This is a genomic window from Halioglobus sp. Uisw_031 (assembly GCF_047729875.1).
GTDB lineage: Bacteria > Pseudomonadota > Gammaproteobacteria > Pseudomonadales > Halieaceae > Marimicrobium.
On sequence record NZ_CP159826.1, the window covers coordinates 615041 to 634495 of the forward strand.

Below are 19455 nucleotides of genomic sequence, written 5' to 3' on the forward strand. Positions count from 1 at the left end.
CCTTAGCGGGTTTGCTTGTTTTAGTCGCAGCGGCGGCCTTAGCGGGTTTGCCTGTTTTAGTCGCAGCAGCGGCCTTAACGGGTTTGACCGCTTTAGTCGCAGCGGCGGCTTTAGCGGGTTTGACCGCTTTAGTCGTTTTGGTCGTTTTCGGTGTTTTGGCTGCTCGAGGCATGGTTATTTTTCCATACGGCAAAGGTAACTTGACAATGTCTACAATTCTTCTGGTAAGGGCTGCCAAGAGGGGCCCAAATCCGAGGGCGGAGAAGCTACCAGATAACAGCGGGTCCTGCCAGTATTTCCTTACGCTTTTTCTCGCTTGCTATCACCCCCAATCAGCAGTTGCTAGTATGGCCGGCTTGCCACAGTCGAGGTTATCTATGTTGGATCCGAGAAAATCCATTTATAGGCCAGGGGGCTTTTCCCAGCGCATGGCTGAAATTGAGCCATTCAGGGTGGTGGAAGTGTTGGCTCGAGCAACGCAGTTGGCAGCGGGCGGTGCCGACATTGTGCACATGGCGGCTGGCGAGCCCGATTTTGTTACCGCGGCGCCCATCGTAGAAGCGGGTCAGGCCGCTCTCGCGCGCGGTGCGACGCACTATTCCCAGGCTGCCGGCATTCCACAACTGCGCGAGGCGTTGTCACGGCATTACGCTGACGTCTACGGTTTAGACATTGCACCTTCGCGTATCCTCATTACGCCCGGTGCTTCCGGTGCCCTGTTATTGATTGCGGCACTGTTAATGAACCCCGGTGACGGCATGCTTATGACCGACCCCGGTTATCCCTGCAATCGACACTTTATGCGCCTGGTGGAAGGGCGTGGGCAATTGGTGCCGGTGGGTGCTGGCAGCAACTACCAATTGAATGCCGAACTGGTCCAGGCCCACTGGCAGGACAATACTATCGGGGCCATGGTGGCTTCACCGGCAAACCCCACCGGCACTGCGCTGTCCCAGGAGGAACTGACGGGTCTGTCGGGGGCCGTGCGATCGCGTAATGGCTATCTACTGGTAGATGAGATTTATCATGGGCTGGTTTATGACGGATCGGCTCCATCGGTATTGGAAGTCGACCCCGATGCGTTCGTTATCAATAGCTTTTCGAAATACTTCGGCATGACGGGTTGGCGTCTGGGTTGGCTGGTAGCGCCAGAGGCGGCGACGGCTGAGATGGAGAAGCTGTCTCAGAATTTATTTATTTCGATGTCTACCATGGCCCAGTATGCAGCGCTAGCAGGTTTTGAGCCGGGGACACGGGAGATACTGGAACAGCGCCGGGAGATATTTGGTCAGCGCAGGGACTACCTGTTATCAGCGGTGCAGGAACTGGGCTTTTTGGTGCCCTGTCATCCACAGGGGGCTTTCTATATCTATGCTGATGCCAGCCGTTTTACCGACGATAGTCAGCAATTTTGCCTGAACTTACTCGAGGAGCACGGCATCGCTCTGACGCCGGGTGTGGATTTCGGTCATCACCTGGCTAGTCAGCATGTGCGTTTCTCCTACACGACGAGCATGGATCGTCTGGAGCTTGCTGTGGAGCGGCTGGCGAAGGTGTTGGGTTGATAGAGGCACACAAGTGTTGCTTTTCTCAGGTTCGCGTTAGGATACTCAAGACAAAGCGGTATCGTGGAAATTCCGGTGCCAGAATTAAGCAACTTCAGCGGAGATGCCACCTATGGTCAGGGCGCTCAACCCAAGGCAGTTAACGGGACTGGATGAAACGCATCTTGTCATGCTCGCCGACGGCCATCGTTTACAAAGCGAGGTAGCTCGAGCCTTTACGGTGCTCCAGTCAGATGCCCGCAACGCTGGCTTCGAACTGTCGATAGCCAGTAGTTTTCGACCTTTCTACCGCCAACTCGCCATTTGGAACGGCAAGGCCGCCGGCACCCGACCGATACACGATGATCATGGTCGCCCTATATCGATCGAACGATTGTCCCGCACGGAACAGCTCCATGCGATCTTGCGTTACTCGGCAATGCCTGGTACGTCGCGGCATCACTGGGGCACGGATCTAGATGTGTACGACGCTGCGGCCGTGCCTTCAGAGTATCTGTTGCAGTTATCCCCCGATGAAGTTGCTGCAGGCGGTGTATTCGATCGGCTGCATTGTTGGCTGGATGCGAGATTGGCCGCTGGTGAGTCACACGGATTTTTTCGACCCTATGGGAAAGATCGCGGCGGTGTTGCACCCGAGCGCTGGCACCTGAGCTACGCGCCGTTGTCAGTTGCGTGTGCTGCGCAGTTTAACAGTGCAGCACTGGCTTTTTGTTGGGGCTGTGAGGCCGTTGAAGAGGAGATGCTATTAAAAGCGGAGGTTGACGCAGATTTGCCGCAAATCTTGGCGCGGTATGTTGCTGTGCCCGAAGATTGGTGTCCCACTATCTTGTTGTAAACACCCCTCTGTGAATCGTGATGTGATATCGAGAGGGGGACTGTGTGCTGGACGTTACTCGCTCGCCTTCGCTTCAGTGTGTAGGTGCCCGAAGTGATGATTGTAATCTAGTTCGGCAGCGGCAATGACTTTTAGGGCTTCCTCGCGACCATAGACAAGGTCCACCTTAACGTTGTTCTCTTTGCCTGGAACCATTTTGTAGGTAGAAAAGTAATGCTGCAGGCGCTCGGTTTTGATCGCTGGCAGGTCAGCGATGTCGTGCACATCGCCCCAGATGTTGTCTCCCTCAAGCACCGCCACAATTTTGTCGTCGGCTTCGCCGCCATCAATCATTTGAATGCCACCCACCACTCGGGCTTTTAGCAGAATGTCTGCGCGGGTGATGTGACGCTCGGAAAACACGCAGATGTCCAGTGGGTCGCCGTCCGCAACCTCCACTCCCGGGCAGCGCTTGGCGACTTCTTCCGCACAGTAAGTCCGCGGAATGAAACCATAGAGAGCCGGTGGACTTGATGTCGTGCGCTGAGGCCGGTCTACCATCAGGAAGCCCGATGCTTTATCCAGCTCATATTTGACGACGTCAGAAGGTGTCATTTCGATGTAAACCTGAACGATATCTTTGGGCGCGTCATCCGCCCGCACGTGCAGGCCATGCCAGGGGTGGCGGCGCCATCGATTAAACTCACTATTGCTATACATGGTTTTACCTCGAATTCATGGGGGTTGGTTGCAAGATTCAGACGGGGCGCAGTGTACAGATAACAGCAGGCAAAATCTTGCCCGAGTCGAGAAAAATTAGTGGTTATGTAGGGTTTATCGCTACAATTTGAACGGAGTTTTTAGTTTTCGTGGCACGGATATGTTTTTCAATCGGACATAGTTTGGCAAACCGTTGCGGTATTCTGGATAGGCCTCCCCCGCGATGAGAGGCGTCAGATAGGCTTTTGCTGCATCGGTAATACCAAAACCGTCGCGGCTGATGTAGTTGCGTGGCATCTTTTTCTCGCGATTGGCCACATCTTCCAGAGATGCCTCACCGATGGACCAGCTGTAGCGTTTTCCTTTGCCGCGCACGATGCAGGGCATAATGGCATTGTCGCCACGCAGGGCAAACGTAACAGCAGCCTCGCCCACTGCATAAGCTTGATCCACATCAGTCTGGGAGGCAATATGCCGTGCCGAGCGTTGCAGATAATCCGCCACCGCCCAGTGATATTTGTAACCGAACTCTAATTTAATCATCTGCGCTAACTGCGGGGCTAGCCCGCCCAGTTGGCTGTGGCCAAAGGCATCTTTGAGCCCGGACTCTGCCAGGAAGGTGCCGTCCTTGTATTGGGCTCCCTCTGAGGCGACGATGACACAGTAGCCGTGACGTTTGACGGTGCGCTGTACTTTCGCCATGAACTTGTCTCGGTCAAAGGCGATTTCTGGAAACAGAATTATGTGCGGGGCATCGCCTTTTTGCGTCGCGGCTAAACCACTGGCTGCAGCAATCCAGCCGGCATGGCGCCCCATAACTTCCAGGATGAAGACTTTGGTGGAGGTCTCACACATTGAGGCTACATCCATCGCCGCTTCGCGCGTGGAGATGGCGATGTACTTCGCCACAGAACCAAATCCTGGGCAGTTGTCGGTCAGCGGAAGGTCATTATCGATCGTTTTTGGTATGTGGATGGCTTGCAGTGGATAACCGGTGGCCTGGCCCAACTGAGAGACCTTTAGGCAGGTGTCAGCAGAGTCTCCCCCTCCGTTATAAAAGAAGTAGCCGATGTTGTGCGCCTTGAACACCTCAAGAAGCCGTTCATACTCGGCAGGGTTTTCCTGCAGACTTTTCAGTTTGTGGCGGCAGGAGCCGAAAGCACCTGCGGGCGTTGTCAGCAGCCCATGAATGGCGGCGGCGCTTTCCTTGCTGGTATCGATCAGGTCCTCTTGCAGCGCGCCAATGATGCCGTTGCGGCCAGCGTAGACCTTGCCGATCTGTGAGCGATGCTTCCTGGCGGTCTCAATGACGCCACAGGCAGAAGCATTAATCACAGCCGTGACGCCGCCAGACTGGGCGTAGAAGGCATTTCTCTTTGGCATGTATTGTCGGTTCCTGATGGAGGGAGCGCGCATGCTCCGGCTACGTTAATGAGGTTGTTTGGTTTCGGCTTAGAGTGTACGGCAATTGGCACAACTTGTGCACTGCCGCGATGGTTTTGCTTCGCTGACTGTAGCGGTCGACAAGCACATGCTATTATGCGCCTTTTATGCAGGGAGCAGTTGTTGAAAGGGCACATTCATATTCTCGGCATTTGTGGCACGTTCATGGGTGGCATCGCATTGCTGGCGAGGGAGTTGGGTTATCGGGTGACGGGTTCTGATGCCAGTGTCTATCCTCCCATGAGCACTCAACTGCGTGCTGCCGGTATCGACCTGATGGAAGGTTATTCCCCCGAGCATTTGCAACCACGCCCGGATTGCGTGGTGGTCGGCAACGCTATGACACGGGGCAACCCATTAGTTGAGTATTTGCTGAATACGGGCCTGCCCTATACATCAGGGCCTCAGTGGCTGGCAGAGCATATGCTACAGGGCAAATGGGTGTTGGCAGTGTCTGGCACTCATGGCAAAACCACCACTAGTAGCATGCTGGCCTGGATACTGGAATACGCAGGGATGGCGCCGGGCTTTCTCATTGGTGGAGTGCCTGCGAATTTTGGCGTCTCGGCGCGCTGTGGTGATTCGGATTTTTTTGTGGTTGAGGCCGATGAGTACGACACTGCATTTTTTGATAAACGGTCCAAATTTGTTCACTATCGTCCGCGCACCTTGACGATTAATAATCTGGAGTTCGATCATGCCGACATTTTCGATAATTTGGCGGCAATTCAGCGCCAGTTTCACCATGTCGTGCGCTGCGTCCCCGGTGAGGGACTGATTGTGTGCCGCCATGCCGTTCAGGCTATAGAGGACACGCTGGCCATGGGTTGCTGGACGCCCACAACGTCTTTTGGCATCGGCGAGAACAGCACTGCTGACTGGAGTGCACAACTGCTGGCAGAAGACGGTTCGGCATTTCGTGTGGCGTTTGGTGGCGGCGAGGCCAGAGATGTCTATTGGTCACACTGTGGCCGTCACAATGTTGAAAATGCGCTTGCCGCCCTCGTGGCGGCGCGACATGCCGGTGTTACACCGGATGTGGCAGTGGCAGCCCTCGAAGAATTCCAGGGTGTCAAACGCCGACTGGAATTGTTGGGTAGGCCCGGCGATGTGGCGCTGTACGATGATTTTGCTCATCACCCGACGGCTATTGCGACGACTTTGCAGGGGCTGCGCGCGCGCGCCGGAAGTGGTCGCGTCATTGCACTGATAGAGCCCCGCTCCAATACCATGCGCATGGGTGAGCATCGACAACAGCTGGCGGCGGCCACTGCGGAGGCCGATTCGGTCTATTGGTTCCAGCCTGCGGGCATCGACTGGTCGCTGGAATCGGTGGTAGCGGACAGTCCGGTGCCTGCGACGGTGATAGACGATGTGGACGCGCTGGTGATGCGGGTTGCGGCTGAGGTCGTTGCCGGTGATCAGGTTGTCATTATGAGCAATGGTGGCTTTGGTGGTATTCACCAGAAACTTCTGAATCACTTGCAGGATGTAGCATCCCTATGAATGCATCACTTTCGTCTTTTTACGATGTTCTGGTGCTGCGCCGTCCGTGGCTATCCCTGCTTCTAGTGGTGCTGTTGCTGGCAGCAATGTCGACGCAACTGGACAAAATCAAAATCGATGCTTCTGCCGACTCCCTAATGTTGCAGGGTGACCCCTCTTTGGAGTTCTACCGGCAGGTCTCCAAAGAGTATAGCGCTGAAGACTTTGTGCTAATTACTTGGCAGCCCAATGCACCGCTGTTGTCGCCGCAGTCGCTGGAACCACTGGGCGAGATGGCCGAGGCATTGAGGCGGCTAGACGGCGTATCTTCTGTTGTCACCATTTTGGATGTGCCGCTGTTGGAGAGTCCGCCCGTTACGCTGTCCGATATGATATCCGCTGATCCCCTGCCTACGCTGGAGCAGCCGGATCTGGATCTGGATATGGTGCTGCGAGAACTTACCACCAGTCCGATTTATGCCGATCTACTGGTGAGTCGTGACGGTCTCATCAGTGCTGTACAGATCAACCTGTATCGTGATGAGCTCTATTTCGAATTACTGGATACGCGTGAAGCCCTGCGGTCCAAGCGGAATAGTGAAAGTCTCTCCGCATCACAGCGCAGAGAGCTGGAGTCTATCGAGGCAGCGTTCAAGATTCGCTCGGCGGTTGTGCTGGAGCGTGATCAGCTATTGGTGCAAAACGTGCGGAAAATCGCTGCACAGTATACGGGTCATGCTCGATTGTTTGTCGGCGGCGTGCCGATGATTGCTGCAGACATGGTGAGCTTCGTCAGTAACGATCTAGTGGTTTTCGGCAGTGCGATTTTGGGCATCATGATGGTGGCGCTGGCTATTATTTTTCGTCGTGTGCGTTGGGTTGTGATTCCACTGGTTACCTGTGCAGGGACGGTGCTGATCATGCTCGGTCTGCTCGGTGCACTGGACTGGCGCATGACGGTCATCTCGTCTAATTTTGTTGCGGTGTTACTCATCATTTCTCTGGCCATGGCTATCCACCTGATAGTGCGCTACCGAGAGTTACATGCTGAGGATCCAGACGGAGATTTTCACGAGCGCGTGCTGCAGAGCATGAAGCTGATGGCGGTACCGTGTTTTTACACCGGTCTTACGACGATAGTAGCCTTCATGTCTCTGGTGGTGTCGGGTATCCAGCCGGTCATCGATTTTGGCTGGATGATGACGGTGGGTGTGTGCGTGGCATTGCTGATGTCGTTTGTTGTTGTGCCCTGCCTGATGCTGGTTTGGCCAGAAGGTAGACCGCATCACCATTCGGGAAGCGATCCTGCGCTCACTGCGTTCTTCGCTCGTCTGACCGACCGGCATGGAAACAGTGTTTTGTTGGTCAGTGGCCTGTTGGTTGTTCTTGTCGTCGTCGGCATCAGTCGCCTTCAGGTAGAAAACCGCTTCATTGATTATTTCAAAAAAACGACGGAGATCTATCAGGGTATGGAGTTGCTGGACACCATGCTAGGCGGCACTATCCCTCTGGACATTATTATTTCGCCCCCCGACAGGGACGCGCCATTACCGGGCTTAGAGAGGGTCGCGTCCAGCTCGGAACCGATACCAATATCCGCCGATGATCCCTTCGCCTTAGACGATGCGTTCGGTGACGATGACTGGGACGATGAGTTCGCAAATGACACGGATGAGTTCGCCACTTCAGCAGACAATTTTCAGCCCAGCTACTGGTTTAGTTTGGCGGGTATGCGCGAGCTTGATCGGGTGCACAACTACATCGACTCCTTGCCTGAGACAGGTAAAGTGCTGTCGTTGTCAACTGTGTTCGCGGTGGTGAAAGATTTGATGGGGCAAGATATCGGTGGCGTTGAACTGGCGATCGTACAAAAGAGCTTCCCCGATGATCTAAAAGAACTGATGGTCTCTCCTTATTTCTCTGAACAGAATGAACAGGTGAGATTGACGGTGCGTGTGAGAGAAACCAGTAAAGACCTGCGCCGAGATGAGTTTCTGCGCGGCGTGCGTGAGCACCTTGAAGGGCCACTCGGTTTGGCGCCGGAGCGAATACAGTTCACCGGCATGTTGGTTCTTTATAATAATGTGTTACAAAGTCTGTTTCAGTCACAGATACTCACGCTTGGTGCCGTCTTTGGCGCCATTCTCATTATGTTCTTGCTGTTGTTTCGATCACTGTCTCTGGCTTTGATCACGTTGGCGCCCAATATGCTGGCCGCGGGCCTAGTATTGGGCGCTATGGGCCTTTTGGGTATTCCTTTGGATATCATGACGATTACTATCGCCGCTATCGTTGTGGGCATCGGTGTCGATGACTGCATTCATTACGTTCATCGTTTTATCAAAGAGTTCGCGGTGGATCGGGACTACTGCGCCGCCATGTATCGCTGCCACAATAGCATCGGTCGTGCGATGTACTACACCACACTGACGGTAGTGGTCGGATTTTCGACTCTCACGCTATCCAATTTTAATCCCAGTATTTATTTTGGACTGCTCACCGTGCTGGCCATGGCGGCTGCGGTATTGGGTGCGTTGTTACTCCTGCCACGTTTAATTCTCGTATTTAAGCCCTTAGGTCCTGAGGGCACTGCGTGAGTTGCCTTGGCGTTAAATTCGCACGAGCGCAGCGGCCCCGCGTCTGATGGAGTGTCGAACAGACTGCGGCGCCTGTTGTATCGCTATTTCAATTCATCAGCCTTTTTACGCCATGCCAAACGGTAAGCCGGCTGGCGTGTCCTGTGTTCACTTAAGCCCGAGCATGCGCTGTATCTTGTTTGGCGATGCGCGACGTCCTGATTTGTGTGATGCTTTTAAAGCGGAACGCGAATTCTGCGGTGATAATCGTGAGCAGGCTTTGGTCCGGCTGGCCCAGCTTGAGCTGCAAAGTTTGCCAGACGCGCTGGCTCTCGAAGGTGACGTATGACTGAGCTATCGTTGTTTCCGCTGTCGGGGGTGTTGCTGCCCTTCGGCCGTATGCCGCTAAAAATCTTTGAACAGCGTTATCTCGATTTGGTGCGCGAAAGCATGAAGGCTGATACTCCCTTCGGTGTGGTGTGGATACGCCATGGCGGCGAAGTCGGGCAGCGTGGTCGTGCGGCACCTGAGTTGGGGGACTACGGCACCTGTGCCCGTATCGTGGACTGGGATCAACTGTCCAATGGCCTGCTTGGAATTACCATTGAAGGAGCCCAGCGCTTTGAGTTGCACAAGACGCACACGCGCTCTAATGGATTAGTAGTGGGGCAAGTTGACCTGCAGCAGCCTACCGCTGCGACACCTTTATCTGAAGAGTGGCTGTCATTGCTGGACGTCTTACGCAGCCTCGAAACACATCCGCATGTGCAGCGTATGAATCTGCGTGTGGATTACAATGATGCCTGGCAGGTTGGTTATACCCTGTTGCAGCTGTTGCCGCTGGAGGAGTGTCTGAAGTACGAGTTACTGGGTATCGACAACATTGAGGGGTTGATGTCGGAGTTGCATCTGCTGCTGAACCAGATTAGTGGTGAGGACTAGTTGGGGCTTGTGCTCCTTGCTTTAGCTAAACTCGGGTAACCACCCGCCTGATTCTTTCCAACGATTGACGATGTCACAAAATAATTCTGCTGTGCGCTCCGCATCATAGGCAGCGGAGTGTGCTTCGTTGTTGTCAAAAGCAATGCCGGCTTCGGCGCAGGCCTTGGCCAAGACGGTTTGTCCGAAGGCTAAGCCGGCCAAAGTAGCAGTATCGAAAAATGAAAAGGGGTGGAACGGATTGCGCTTGATGCCGCAGCGCTCCGCCGCCGCAGTGATGAAGCCGGCGTCGAAGTGTGCATTGTGTCCGACGAGGATCGCGCGGGTACATTGTCGGTCGCGGATCTCCTTACGAACGACGTTGAATAATTCTCCCAGCGCTTCTTCTTCTGTAACAGCCTCTCTAAAGGGGTGATAAGGGTCTATGCCGGTGAAATCCAACGCCGCTTGCTCGATGTTTGCGCCTTCAAAAGGCTGGATATGATAATTGTAGGTGCGGTGTACCGCCAATTGTCCGTCTTCGTCCATGCGTACGGTGGTCGCGCCCACTTCTAGCAAGGCATCGGTGCCGGCAACGAAGCCACCGGTCTCCACATCGATTATCACCGGTAGGAATCCGCGAAAGCGATCGTTGATCTCGTGCTCAGTAATACTTTTCACACGTCGGCTCCGGAATCGATTACCTGCCAGGCTACTGATTCGGCCGCGCGCAGCGGGGTCAGGGTGCCTGTTCCCAGAGGAATTTTTGCGGGGATATCCCAACTCTTTTTATGCAAGGTAATTGTGTCCTTATTACGCGGCATGCGGTAGAAATCTGCTCCGAAGTGGGACGCGAATGGTTCCAGTTTTTCAAGGGCGTTTAGCTGTTCAAAGATTTCAGTATAAAACTCTACTGCCGCATGGGCGGAGTAGATTCCGGCGCAGCCACAGCTGTTTTCTTTGCTGTCCGTGCTATGGGGCGCTGAATCTGTACCCAAGAAGAATTTAGAATTACCCGAAATAGCGGCTGCCTGCAGCGCCTCTTGATGGGTGTTACGCTTGAGCACGGGCAGGCAATAATAGTGGGGTCGAATGCCGCCCACCAGCATGTCGTTACGGTTAAACATTAAATGATGCGGTGTAATGGTAGCGGCGACATTCGTACCCGCAGCACTGACGAACTGCACGGCATCGGCAGTGGTGATATGTTCCAGCACGATACGCAGGGACGGGAAACGTGCTGCGATTGGTGCCAGATGTCGAGCAATGAAGACCTTTTCCCGATCGAAAATGTCGATGTCGCGATCAGTGACCTCGCCGTGAATCAATAAGGGTAGGTCAGCTTCTTCCATAGCGGCCAGAGTCGGAAAGAGTTTTTCCAGTTCAGCCACCCCTGCGGAAGAGTTGGTGGTTGCGCCCGCCGGGTATAATTTGATGGCATGCACGCCATCAGTGGCGGCGGCCAGGCGAACCTCTGCCGCTGTGGTCTGGTCTGTGAGATAAAGTACCATCAGTGGTTCAAACTGCCGTGGCAGCGTACTCATGGCCTCAATAATGCGATCACGATACGCGAGCGCCTGCGCAACAGTCGCTGCCGGGGGCACTATGTTGGGCATAATGACTGCTCGGCCGAAATAGCGAGCTAGGTCTGCACAGGTTCGCTGCAGGGCGGCCCCGTCTCTCAGGTGCACATGCCAGTCATCTGGGCGGGTAATGGTCAGTTCGATCACGAGGAACCTTATAGCTTAAAAAAACAGATTAAGATTCTACCACAGAAGAGGGTAGACTCTTTACAGCGTGGCCTCCTTTAAGGGCTTAGGGACTGGGAATTGAGACCTCCCAGCGTTAGAATGTTCGCCCACTTTGATCCTAGCTCCGAGGAGCCTCAAATGTCAGATGTAAATAAGGTTGTGTTGGCCTATTCCGGCGGTCTGGATACGTCAGTCATTGTGCGTTGGTTGCAGGACAATTACGCCTGCGAAGTGGTGACGTTTACTGCCGATATTGGCCAGGGTGAGGAAGTCGAGCCCGCACGTGCCAAGGCTGAGGCGATGGGCGTCAAAGAAATCTATATCGATGACCTGCGTGAAGAATTTGTACGTGATTTTGTTTTCCCCATGTTTCGCGCCAATACCATCTATGAAGGAGAGTACCTGCTCGGGACCTCTATTGCGCGACCGCTCATCGCCAAGCGCCTGATAGAAATAGCGAATGAAACCGGCGCCGATGCAATCTCGCACGGTGCCACGGGCAAAGGCAATGATCAGGTGCGTTTTGAGCTGGGTGCCTACGCCTTGAAGCCGGGGATTCAGGTGATTGCCCCTTGGCGGGAATGGGATCTGAGCTCACGCGAATCGCTGATGGCTTATTGTGAAACGCATGACATTCCGGTGGATTATGCCAGTGCGAAGAAAAAATCCCCTTACTCGATGGACGCTAACTTGCTGCATATCTCCTATGAGGGCGATCTGCTGGAGAATCCTTGGAACGAGCCCGAAGAGTCCATGTGGCGCTGGAGTGTCAACCCGGAGGCCGCACCGGACAGTGCGACCTATATAGAACTTGAATTTGAGCGCGGCGACATCGTCGCTATCGATGGCCAGACGATGACCCCAGCGACCGTCCTGGAGCAGCTGAATAAAGTCGGCGGCGCGAATGGCATAGGCCGCGATGATATTGTTGAAAACCGTTACGTGGGTATGAAATCTCGCGGTTGCTATGAAACGCCTGGCGGTACAATTATGCTCAAGGCCCATCGTGCAATCGAATCTATTACGTTAGATCGTGAGGTTGCACATCTCAAGGATGAACTCATGCCGCGTTATGCGCTAATGATTTATAACGGCTATTGGTGGTCGCCGGAACGCAAGATGTTGCAAGCGGCGATCGATGATTCCCAGGCGGTTGTTAATGGTACGGTGCGGCTAAAGCTTTATAAGGGTAATGTGATGGTTGTGGGACGTCAGTCTGAAGATAGTCTGTTTGATGAGAGCATTGCCACGTTTGAGGACGATGCCGGGGCTTACAATCAGGCAGATGCAGAGGGTTTTATTAAACTGAACGCACTGCGAATGCGCATTGCTGCAGACAAAGGACGTTCGCCGCAGTAGACCGGCTTTACCATAACAAGCGCGCAGATGGCGCATCCCTGGCGACATTATCGAGGGTGGAATAATCGGATGAGCAAGATTTTGAGAATGGAAGAAGTCGACGGTGTCACTTTTGAGTTGCGGCCGAACCTGCGGCAGCCCACTCAGGCTGGACGCGTTTGTTTGCGCAAAACACCAAAATTAATCGAGCGGTACAATGCCCTCGCACTGGAGCTGCAAGGCTGCAATATGGTGGAGGTAGGTATAGATCAAGGCGGCGGCACTGCGTATTTCACCAAGCTGCTGCGACCTAAAGCGCTGCTGGGTATTGAGCTTTCCTCTGAGCCGGTCTGCTCGTTGCAGTCTTTTTTGGAAGAACACGACAAGAAAAAGTGTGTTGATGTTCGCTGGGGAGTAGATCAGTCGGACACCCAGAAAGTGCCGGAACTCGTACAGGAAGTATTTGGTGATGAATACCTTGATGTAGTGGTGGATGATGCGAGCCATCTCTACGGCCCTTCGGTTGCGACGTTTGAGATGCTTTTCCCCCGTCTGCGTCAGGCAGGTGTTTATATTATTGAAGATTGGTCAGCGGATCACCTGATAGAACGCAGGTTGATGGAAGAGGCGGCGAGTGACCCCGAAGATTTTGCGCGACGAGTTGCGGTAGCGGGGGATGTGGTTCAGAAAACCCCGTTCAGTATGTTGATAGCTCAGTTGGTGGTAGCATCCGCTCGAAATCCCGACTGGATTCCTCTGGTGCGTGTAGCCAGAGGCATTTGCGAAGTTCGCCGCGGCATAGCACCTATCGCATCGGGTACACCGCTACGGGATTACCTAGGAGAACTTGGCCAGTCGATGTTCAATGTGTGACGCATTGATAGCTTTTTGGTCGCAGAAGAGTGTAGCGTTGATTAGTAAGTAGTTCTGCTAACCGCTAACGCAATAGCGCCGGTGGATGAATGAGTGTCTATATTTCGTCAGGTGGACGCAGAGGGTTTATTCAAAGAAAAATTGATAAGGCGCGTGCCAGATAGGAATTCCAATGATATCGTTCGTGAACTTGGCAGCATCCAATGCATTAATAAAAGTCATGCGACCGTACGGATAAGTTGTCCAACTCATGAGAATAATCATACAGAGCACCGGCGATCACATGGGTGACGTTATCTTTGGTGTCTACAATGCCGTTCACCAGTAACAGTTTTCCGTTCATCAACGCCTGGCGAAAGTGTTGTTGTGTTCGCTCCCACACTACAATATTGCTGTTGCCAGTTTCATCTTCCAGAGTAAGAAATAAAACGCCCGAGGCAGTTCCCGGACGCTGGCGACAGGTGACGAGTCCTGCAATGCGCACGAAACGTTTATGCCCAATGGATGCCAGATCGGTGTGGCGCTTGCAGCGGTTGAAAGGGGCGCGGTCGCGCAACAAACTCAATGGATGGGCGCGCAAGGTGAGACCGGTGGCGCGGTAGTCTGAGAGGACTTCCTCCGCTATCTGTGGTGCGGGCAACTGCACGCCATCGTCGAAGTAACTGGCGTTCTGGTACTGTTCATCGCGTAACAAGGGTTTGGGTTGTTCCAGTGCCATGATTTGCCACTGCGACTGATGTCGATGTCCGCTCAGCGATTGCAGAGCGTCCGCATCTGCTAGTGCTTCCATGTCACGCTTGTTCAGGGCGGCCCACTGACGCAAATGGCTGATCTGGCGAAAAGGGTTGCGTTGTCGCGCTTCTACCACTCTCTGCGCGCCTTGCCGGCTTAGGCCCCTGACCAAGCGCAGGCCCAGTCGTAGCGCTGGTTGGTTCTGTTGTGCAGAGCGGCTGTCCAACAGCTGGTGATCCCAGTCGCTATGGTTGACGTCGATAGACAATACGGTGACGCCGTGGCGGCGGGCGTCCTGAATTAACTGTGAGGGGCTGTAAAACCCCATAGGCTGACTATTGAGCAGCCCCACAACAAACGCGGCCGGGTGATGGCGCTTGAGCCATGCGGAAATATACGCCAGAAGAGCAAAGCTGGCAGAGTGTGATTCCGGAAAACCGTAACCCCCGAAGCCCTTGATCTGCTCGAACAGGCGTCGAGCAAAATCCTCGTTGTAGCCGCGTTCGATCATGCCTTGGGTGAGCTTTTCCTCGAAGGTCAGCAGTTTGCTGTTTCTGCCCCAGCTGGTAATGGCGCGGCGCAGCTGGTCTGCTTCGCCGCCGGAGAAACCTGCCGCTACCATGGCGAGTTTGATCACCTGCTCCTGAAAAATAGGCACGCCGAGTGTTCGCTCTAGCACTTCCTTGATGGCGTCGTCGGGGTAGGACGCCAGCTCCAGCCCCTGTTTGCGTCGTAGGTACGGGTGCACCATATCGCCCTGAATAGGACCAGGGCGCACAATAGCGACTTGAATGACCAGATCGTAGAAACACTCAGGCTTGAGCCGCGGTAGCATAGACATCTGCGCCCGTGACTCGATCTGGAATACGCCAATGGTATCGGCAATTTGCAGCATGCGGTAAGTGGACGGGTCGTCTTTGGGGATGTCGCTGAGCGTTTTGATGGTGGGGCAGTAGCGCTGCACCATCTGTAGGCTCTTGCGAATGGCAGACAACATGCCTAAGGCTAGAATGTCTACCTTGAGCAGGCCCATAGACTCGATGTCCTCCTTGTCCCACTGGATAATAGTGCGTTCTGCCATGCTGGCATTCTCCACGGGTACCAGCGTCGAGATAGGGCTGCGGGTGATCACAAAGCCACCCACATGCTGTGACAGGTGCCTGGGAAAGCCCAGGATTTGTTGCACCAGTGAATAAAACAGCTCTGCCTGCTGGCTGTGGCTGGCGACACCTTGCTCTTCAAATCGTTTGTTGAGATCTGCCGAGCGATCCCACCACGCCATAGATTTTGCCAGGTCGTCGACGAACACCGGATCCAGCCCCAGTGCTTTGCCCACATCGCGCACCGCGCTGCGTGAGCGGTAGGTGATGACCGTGGCGGCCAGAGCAGCGCGCTTGCGGGAGTATTTGTCATAGATATACTGAATCACTTCCTCCCGCCGTTCGTGTTCAAAGTCCACGTCGATATCCGGTGGCTCGTCTCGTTCTCTGGAGATAAAGCGCTCAAACAGTAAAGAGATTTGCTCGGGTGATACCTCCGTAATAAAGAGGCAGTAGCACACCACCGAGTTGGCCGCTGAACCGCGGCCTTGGCACAAAATGTCGCGGGAGCGGGCAAAGCGCACGATGTCGTACACGGTGAGGAAATAATATTCGTAGTGCAGTTCCTCTATTAGCGCCAGCTCCTTATCGATGCTCTGCTGTATCTTTGTGGGAATACCTCGGGGCCAGCGAGCATCTGAGCCTGTCGTCACCAGCTCGCGCAGATATTGATTGGCGCTGTAACCCGATGGCACCACCTCTTCGGGATATTCATAACGCAGCTCATCCAGGCTGAAATTGCAGAGTCTGGCAATGTGTAGAGTTTGATCCAGTAGTGCAGGGGGGTAGAGCCATTGCAATTTGTCGATAGTGCGCAGGTGTTGCTGGCTATTGCCCAGGCGTCGCCGACCCAATTGAGCGATGCTGGTACTGTGATAGAGTGCGGTAAACACATCATGCAGGGGTTTACGTTTGGCGGTATGCATGCGCACATCGCCGCAGGCTAGCATCGGAATATCCAATTCCTGGGCCAACTGCTGCAGCCTGAGGTAGCGCTGTACTTCATTGTTACCCAGTAGGTGATTGACGCCGAGCCACAGACGATCTTTGCACAACCGCTTGAGTTGCAGACCATAGGCGTGACTGTTTTCATCGTTCATTTGGGGCAGCCAGATCAGAAAGCAGCGTTTGAGGTGAAATATTACGTCACGCAGGGTGACCCGGTATTCTCCTTTGGGGCTGCGCCGGCGAGCCATGCTGATGAGGCCGGACAGCTCGCTGTAGGCATCCCGAGTAGGCACGAGTACTACCAGTCGAATGCCTTCCTCCAGTCTCAGCTCGCTGCCGATGATGAGCTGGATGCCGGCTTCCTTCGCGGCCACATGGGCTTTGACTATCCCTGCAAAGGAACACTCGTCCGTGATGGCTAGTGCGCGATACCCGAGCGCGGCGGCGCGCTCCACCAGTTCGTGGGGATGAGAGGCGCTGCGCAGGAAGCTGTAACAGCTAAGGCAGTGAAGTTCGGCGTAGCTTGACATTATACTGTATAAATATACAGTATTTTTGAGCCTGTCAAATAGATTGAATTAATTTTAATCTGATGGTGAATCGCCCTTCACACGTAACCTCCCACTATTTGAGATAGAAGCGCATTGTCGGGCGTCAAAGAAAGTCAATCCGATGACCGCTTTGCATGAGAAAAGGGGCTCACATATACTCGAGCTCTGCGGGACCTCGTGAGACGCCCAGACCGTTGGCAGAGTAGGCGCTATGCGTCTTAGCTGTGGAGGCTATGAATTGATTTATTACGCCATAAAAATTGCGATTACCACTATCCTTATCGTGGCGATTTCAGAGATTTCTAAGAGAAACTCTCTTGTCGGTGCCGTCTTGGCATCTATTCCGCTTGTTTCGGTTTTGGCAATGTTTTGGCTGTACATCGATACGGGTGATTCAACAAAAGTAAGCAACTTGTCATCCAGTATTTTTTGGTTGGTTTTACCCTCGTTAACACTATTCTTAACATTGCCGATTTTGCTCAAACTTGAACTTCATTTTTACTGGGCCATAGCAATATCAATCGGTCTCACCTTTTTGAGTTACTTATTAATGCTGGCAGTATTAAATTATTTTGGGGTAAAGTTATAAACGATGTATAGAAATGCCAGCTAATATTGACAGGCTGCTAGGGCCGCTTAACCAGTATACGCTGCTGCTCGAAATATTTTTTAACGACGTAGACATTCTCTAATGACACTTGCCGTGGTGTCCTCGCAGGTTAATAAAAATAAGGAGTCACTCCATGTCCATCGATTGCCGTACCCGCCGCCATCGTGATCGCAGACCCTTCGACCGAGACGCAATCTTCGACTCGTTGATTCCGGAAGCGTTGTCTCGCAATGCGGAGCTCGCCGCTCGAGGCCTGCGCTACAAGAACCTGCCAGCCCTCACGCTCAGCGTTGGTGATCGCACCGTCACATTATGCGAACGGCGCGGCGCGCTCCGCATTGAAGCGGGGTACGCATCCGACAGTGCAACTGCAAAACTTGATTGTGATGCTCTCTCGGATCTTGTCCAAGACTGGACGACAACAATGGGACTGGCGATGAACTCACGCGTTAAGATGACTCAGGGCAGCTTCGAGCATTGGATTGGCTGGGAGCCGGTGCTCCGTGCACTATTCGATGGTCGCCCTGTTCACGAAGCTGGCGCCATCACAGTGACCGATAGAGACGGCAGCGATCTGGATCTCAGTCGAGCGTTCGAACGTGACGATGATCGCGATGAGATCTCCCACTTCCTTCACCAAGCTGGATTTTTGCATCTGCGTGGTGTCTTCACAGAGGCAGAGATGGCCGCCGTGTCTGCCGACCTCGACGCTGCCCTTGAGCGTGCGCGTCCCGACGATGGTGCATCGTGGTGGGCAGGAGATTCGAAAGGTGTGCAGCAGGCTGTGCGTGTACTGTTTTTTCAAGAACAATCCGCCGCGCTGCGTGTCCTGCTTCAGGACGACCGGCTATCATGGCTCGCCAAGATCACAGGAGACGATCTTTGTGGCAGTGCTAAGGGCGCAGGCTGGCTGGGCGCGGAGGGCCTGATCAAGCCGCTCGATATCAAAAGTGGTCTTTCCGATCTCCCTTGGCATAAGGACTGTGGGCAAGGACAACACTCTTACTACTGTAACGGCCTCTCGATTGGCATTTCCGTTACCGGCGCGGACGAACGCAGCGGTGCACTTGGCGTTGTCCCAGGCTCCCATCGTGCCAATGTTCAGACTGCGGGTAAAGACGACAGTCTTGATTTGCCGGTGATAAAGCTAGTCACGCGAACGGGTGACCTAACAGTGCATTGCAGTGATACGCTGCATCGCGCCTATCCGCCCATCGAACGCCCACGGAAGGTCGTCTACACGGGCTTTCGGCAGCCGCTTATGGAGGGTGACGCAGTCGAGCAAGTCTCGGTCGAAAAACAGCGTGCGGATCGAGCGCAGCTGACGAGTGTGCAGGACCGCATTGCAGATGCAGAGGCTTAAGAGAATACGCATGTCAGCAGGCGTATAAAAATTTGAATATTGTTGCAAAAATCAGGACGAGAGAAAATGCCAAAGGCAAGTGAAATTAAGAAAGGTTCCGCTGTTGAGTATAACGATAAGACCTATATGGTCAGCGATATTGAGCGTTCGGTTCCGCAAGGTCGTGCAGGGGGCAGCATCTACCGTATGCGTATGTATGATGTAGTCACTCAAAATAAAATTGATGAGACGTTTAAGGATTCAGATATTTTGAATTTGGCAGACCTTATACGAAAACCTGTCATGCTGTCCTACGTCGACGGCAATGAATATATCTTTATGGATACGGGTGATTACACGCCATATAGCCTAAATAAAGAGTCCATTGCTGATCAAGTTCTTTTCATTAATGAGGCCACAACTGGCGTCCATGTGATTATGGTTAACGACAGTCCGGTAGCGCTTGATTTGCCGTCTAATGTTGAGCTTGAAGTGATTGAGACTGATCCATCAATCAAGGGCGGCTCTGCAACCTCAAGAACGAAGCCGGCGTTACTATCGACCAGGTTGACCGTGCAAGTGCCGGAACATATCTCTGTTGGCGATAAAATAAAGGTCAGTGTGGAAGAGCGTAAGTTTTTGTCTCGAGCAGACGCCAAATAACGTCCCACGCAGTGATAATGGCGGGC

16 protein-coding genes are annotated in these 19455 nt (G+C 53.7%); 11 read left to right on the top strand and 5 right to left on the bottom strand.

Annotated features, from left to right (window positions below; all coding sequences use genetic code 11):
• Positions 1-377: 377 nt before the first annotated feature.
• Positions 378-1565 carry a pyridoxal phosphate-dependent aminotransferase gene (locus ABXT62_RS02775; RefSeq protein ID WP_415357021.1) on the top strand — a complete coding sequence of 396 codons (1188 nt, stop codon included), beginning with the start codon at positions 378-380 and terminating at the stop codon, positions 1563-1565.
• 112 nt (positions 1566-1677) lie between these two features.
• Complete coding sequence (locus ABXT62_RS02780) at positions 1678-2400, top strand: M15 family metallopeptidase (protein WP_415357022.1); 723 nt, start codon at positions 1678-1680, stop codon at positions 2398-2400.
• A 54-nt stretch (positions 2401-2454) separates the two neighbouring features.
• Here the strand turns inward: ABXT62_RS02780 and ABXT62_RS02785 are convergent, their stop codons facing one another.
• A complete protein-coding gene (locus tag ABXT62_RS02785) occupies positions 2455-3099 on the bottom strand; it encodes an inorganic pyrophosphatase (RefSeq protein ID WP_415357023.1) in 645 nt (214 codons plus the stop codon).
• A gap of 120 nt (positions 3100-3219) precedes the next feature.
• Complete coding sequence (locus ABXT62_RS02790; protein ID WP_415357024.1) at positions 3220-4482, bottom strand: 6-phosphofructokinase; 1263 nt, start codon at positions 4480-4482, stop codon at positions 3220-3222.
• A gap of 183 nt (positions 4483-4665) precedes the next feature.
• On the opposite strand from ABXT62_RS02790, the gene mpl reads away from it, so the two are divergent.
• Genes mpl through ABXT62_RS02810 form a run of 4 tightly spaced genes read left to right on the top strand, consistent with a single transcriptional unit; the run spans position 4666 to position 9545 of the window.
• A complete protein-coding gene (gene mpl / locus ABXT62_RS02795) occupies positions 4666-6048 on the top strand; it encodes a UDP-N-acetylmuramate:L-alanyl-gamma-D-glutamyl-meso-diaminopimelate ligase (protein ID WP_415357025.1) in 1383 nt (460 codons plus the stop codon).
• A complete protein-coding gene (locus ABXT62_RS02800; protein ID WP_415357026.1) occupies positions 6045-8624 on the top strand; it encodes an efflux RND transporter permease subunit in 2580 nt (859 codons plus the stop codon). Before mpl ends, ABXT62_RS02800 begins: the two co-directional genes overlap by 4 nt.
• A 46-nt stretch (positions 8625-8670) precedes the next feature.
• Positions 8671-8952 carry a YkgJ family cysteine cluster protein gene (locus ABXT62_RS02805; RefSeq protein ID WP_415357027.1) on the top strand — a complete coding sequence of 94 codons (282 nt, stop codon included), beginning with the start codon at positions 8671-8673 and terminating at the stop codon, positions 8950-8952.
• The gene (locus ABXT62_RS02810) at positions 8949-9545 is read left to right on the top strand and encodes an LON peptidase substrate-binding domain-containing protein (protein WP_415357028.1); all 597 of its coding nucleotides are present in this window, start codon (positions 8949-8951) and stop codon (positions 9543-9545) included. Before ABXT62_RS02805 ends, ABXT62_RS02810 begins: the two co-directional genes overlap by 4 nt.
• A gap of 21 nt (positions 9546-9566) precedes the next feature.
• Here the strand turns inward: ABXT62_RS02810 and rnt are convergent, their stop codons facing one another.
• Both rnt and pyrC read right to left on the bottom strand, forming a co-directional pair.
• Positions 9567-10202: a ribonuclease T gene (rnt, locus tag ABXT62_RS02815; RefSeq protein ID WP_415357029.1), complete on the bottom strand. Its 636-nt coding sequence runs from the start codon at positions 10200-10202 to the stop codon at positions 9567-9569.
• On the bottom strand, positions 10199-11251 hold the full coding sequence (pyrC, locus tag ABXT62_RS02820; RefSeq protein WP_415357030.1) for a dihydroorotase: 1053 nt from the start codon (positions 11249-11251) through the stop codon (positions 10199-10201). The genes rnt and pyrC overlap by 4 nt, the downstream gene beginning before the upstream one ends.
• Positions 11252-11410: 159 nt before the next feature.
• Here pyrC and ABXT62_RS02825 point away from each other — a divergent pair, with 159 nt between their 5' ends.
• Both ABXT62_RS02825 and ABXT62_RS02830 read left to right on the top strand, forming a co-directional pair.
• Positions 11411-12631 carry an argininosuccinate synthase gene (locus ABXT62_RS02825; protein WP_415357031.1) on the top strand — a complete coding sequence of 407 codons (1221 nt, stop codon included), beginning with the start codon at positions 11411-11413 and terminating at the stop codon, positions 12629-12631.
• Between the two features lie 69 nt (positions 12632-12700).
• The gene (locus ABXT62_RS02830) at positions 12701-13483 is read left to right on the top strand and encodes a class I SAM-dependent methyltransferase (protein ID WP_415357032.1); all 783 of its coding nucleotides are present in this window, start codon (positions 12701-12703) and stop codon (positions 13481-13483) included.
• Positions 13484-13691: 208 nt separating this feature from the next.
• On the opposite strand, the gene ABXT62_RS02835 is transcribed toward ABXT62_RS02830, so the two are convergent.
• Positions 13692-16793 (bottom strand): error-prone DNA polymerase, encoded by a 3102-nt coding sequence (locus tag ABXT62_RS02835; protein ID WP_415357033.1) that lies wholly within the window; start codon positions 16791-16793, stop codon positions 13692-13694.
• 232 nt (positions 16794-17025) lie between these two features.
• On the opposite strand from ABXT62_RS02835, the gene ABXT62_RS02840 reads away from it, so the two are divergent.
• The 3 genes from ABXT62_RS02840 to yeiP all read left to right on the top strand — a co-directional run bounded on the left by ABXT62_RS02840 (position 17026) and on the right by yeiP (position 19429).
• Positions 17026-17403 carry a DUF3147 family protein gene (locus ABXT62_RS02840; RefSeq protein ID WP_415357034.1) on the top strand — a complete coding sequence of 126 codons (378 nt, stop codon included), beginning with the start codon at positions 17026-17028 and terminating at the stop codon, positions 17401-17403.
• A 154-nt stretch (positions 17404-17557) separates the two neighbouring features.
• The gene (locus tag ABXT62_RS02845; protein ID WP_415357035.1) at positions 17558-18787 is read left to right on the top strand and encodes a phytanoyl-CoA dioxygenase family protein; all 1230 of its coding nucleotides are present in this window, start codon (positions 17558-17560) and stop codon (positions 18785-18787) included.
• A gap of 66 nt (positions 18788-18853) precedes the next feature.
• Entirely contained in the window at positions 18854-19429 is a 576-nt protein-coding gene (gene yeiP / locus ABXT62_RS02850; RefSeq protein ID WP_415357036.1) for an elongation factor P-like protein YeiP, read from the top strand.
• The last annotated feature ends 26 nt before the right edge of the window (positions 19430-19455 follow it).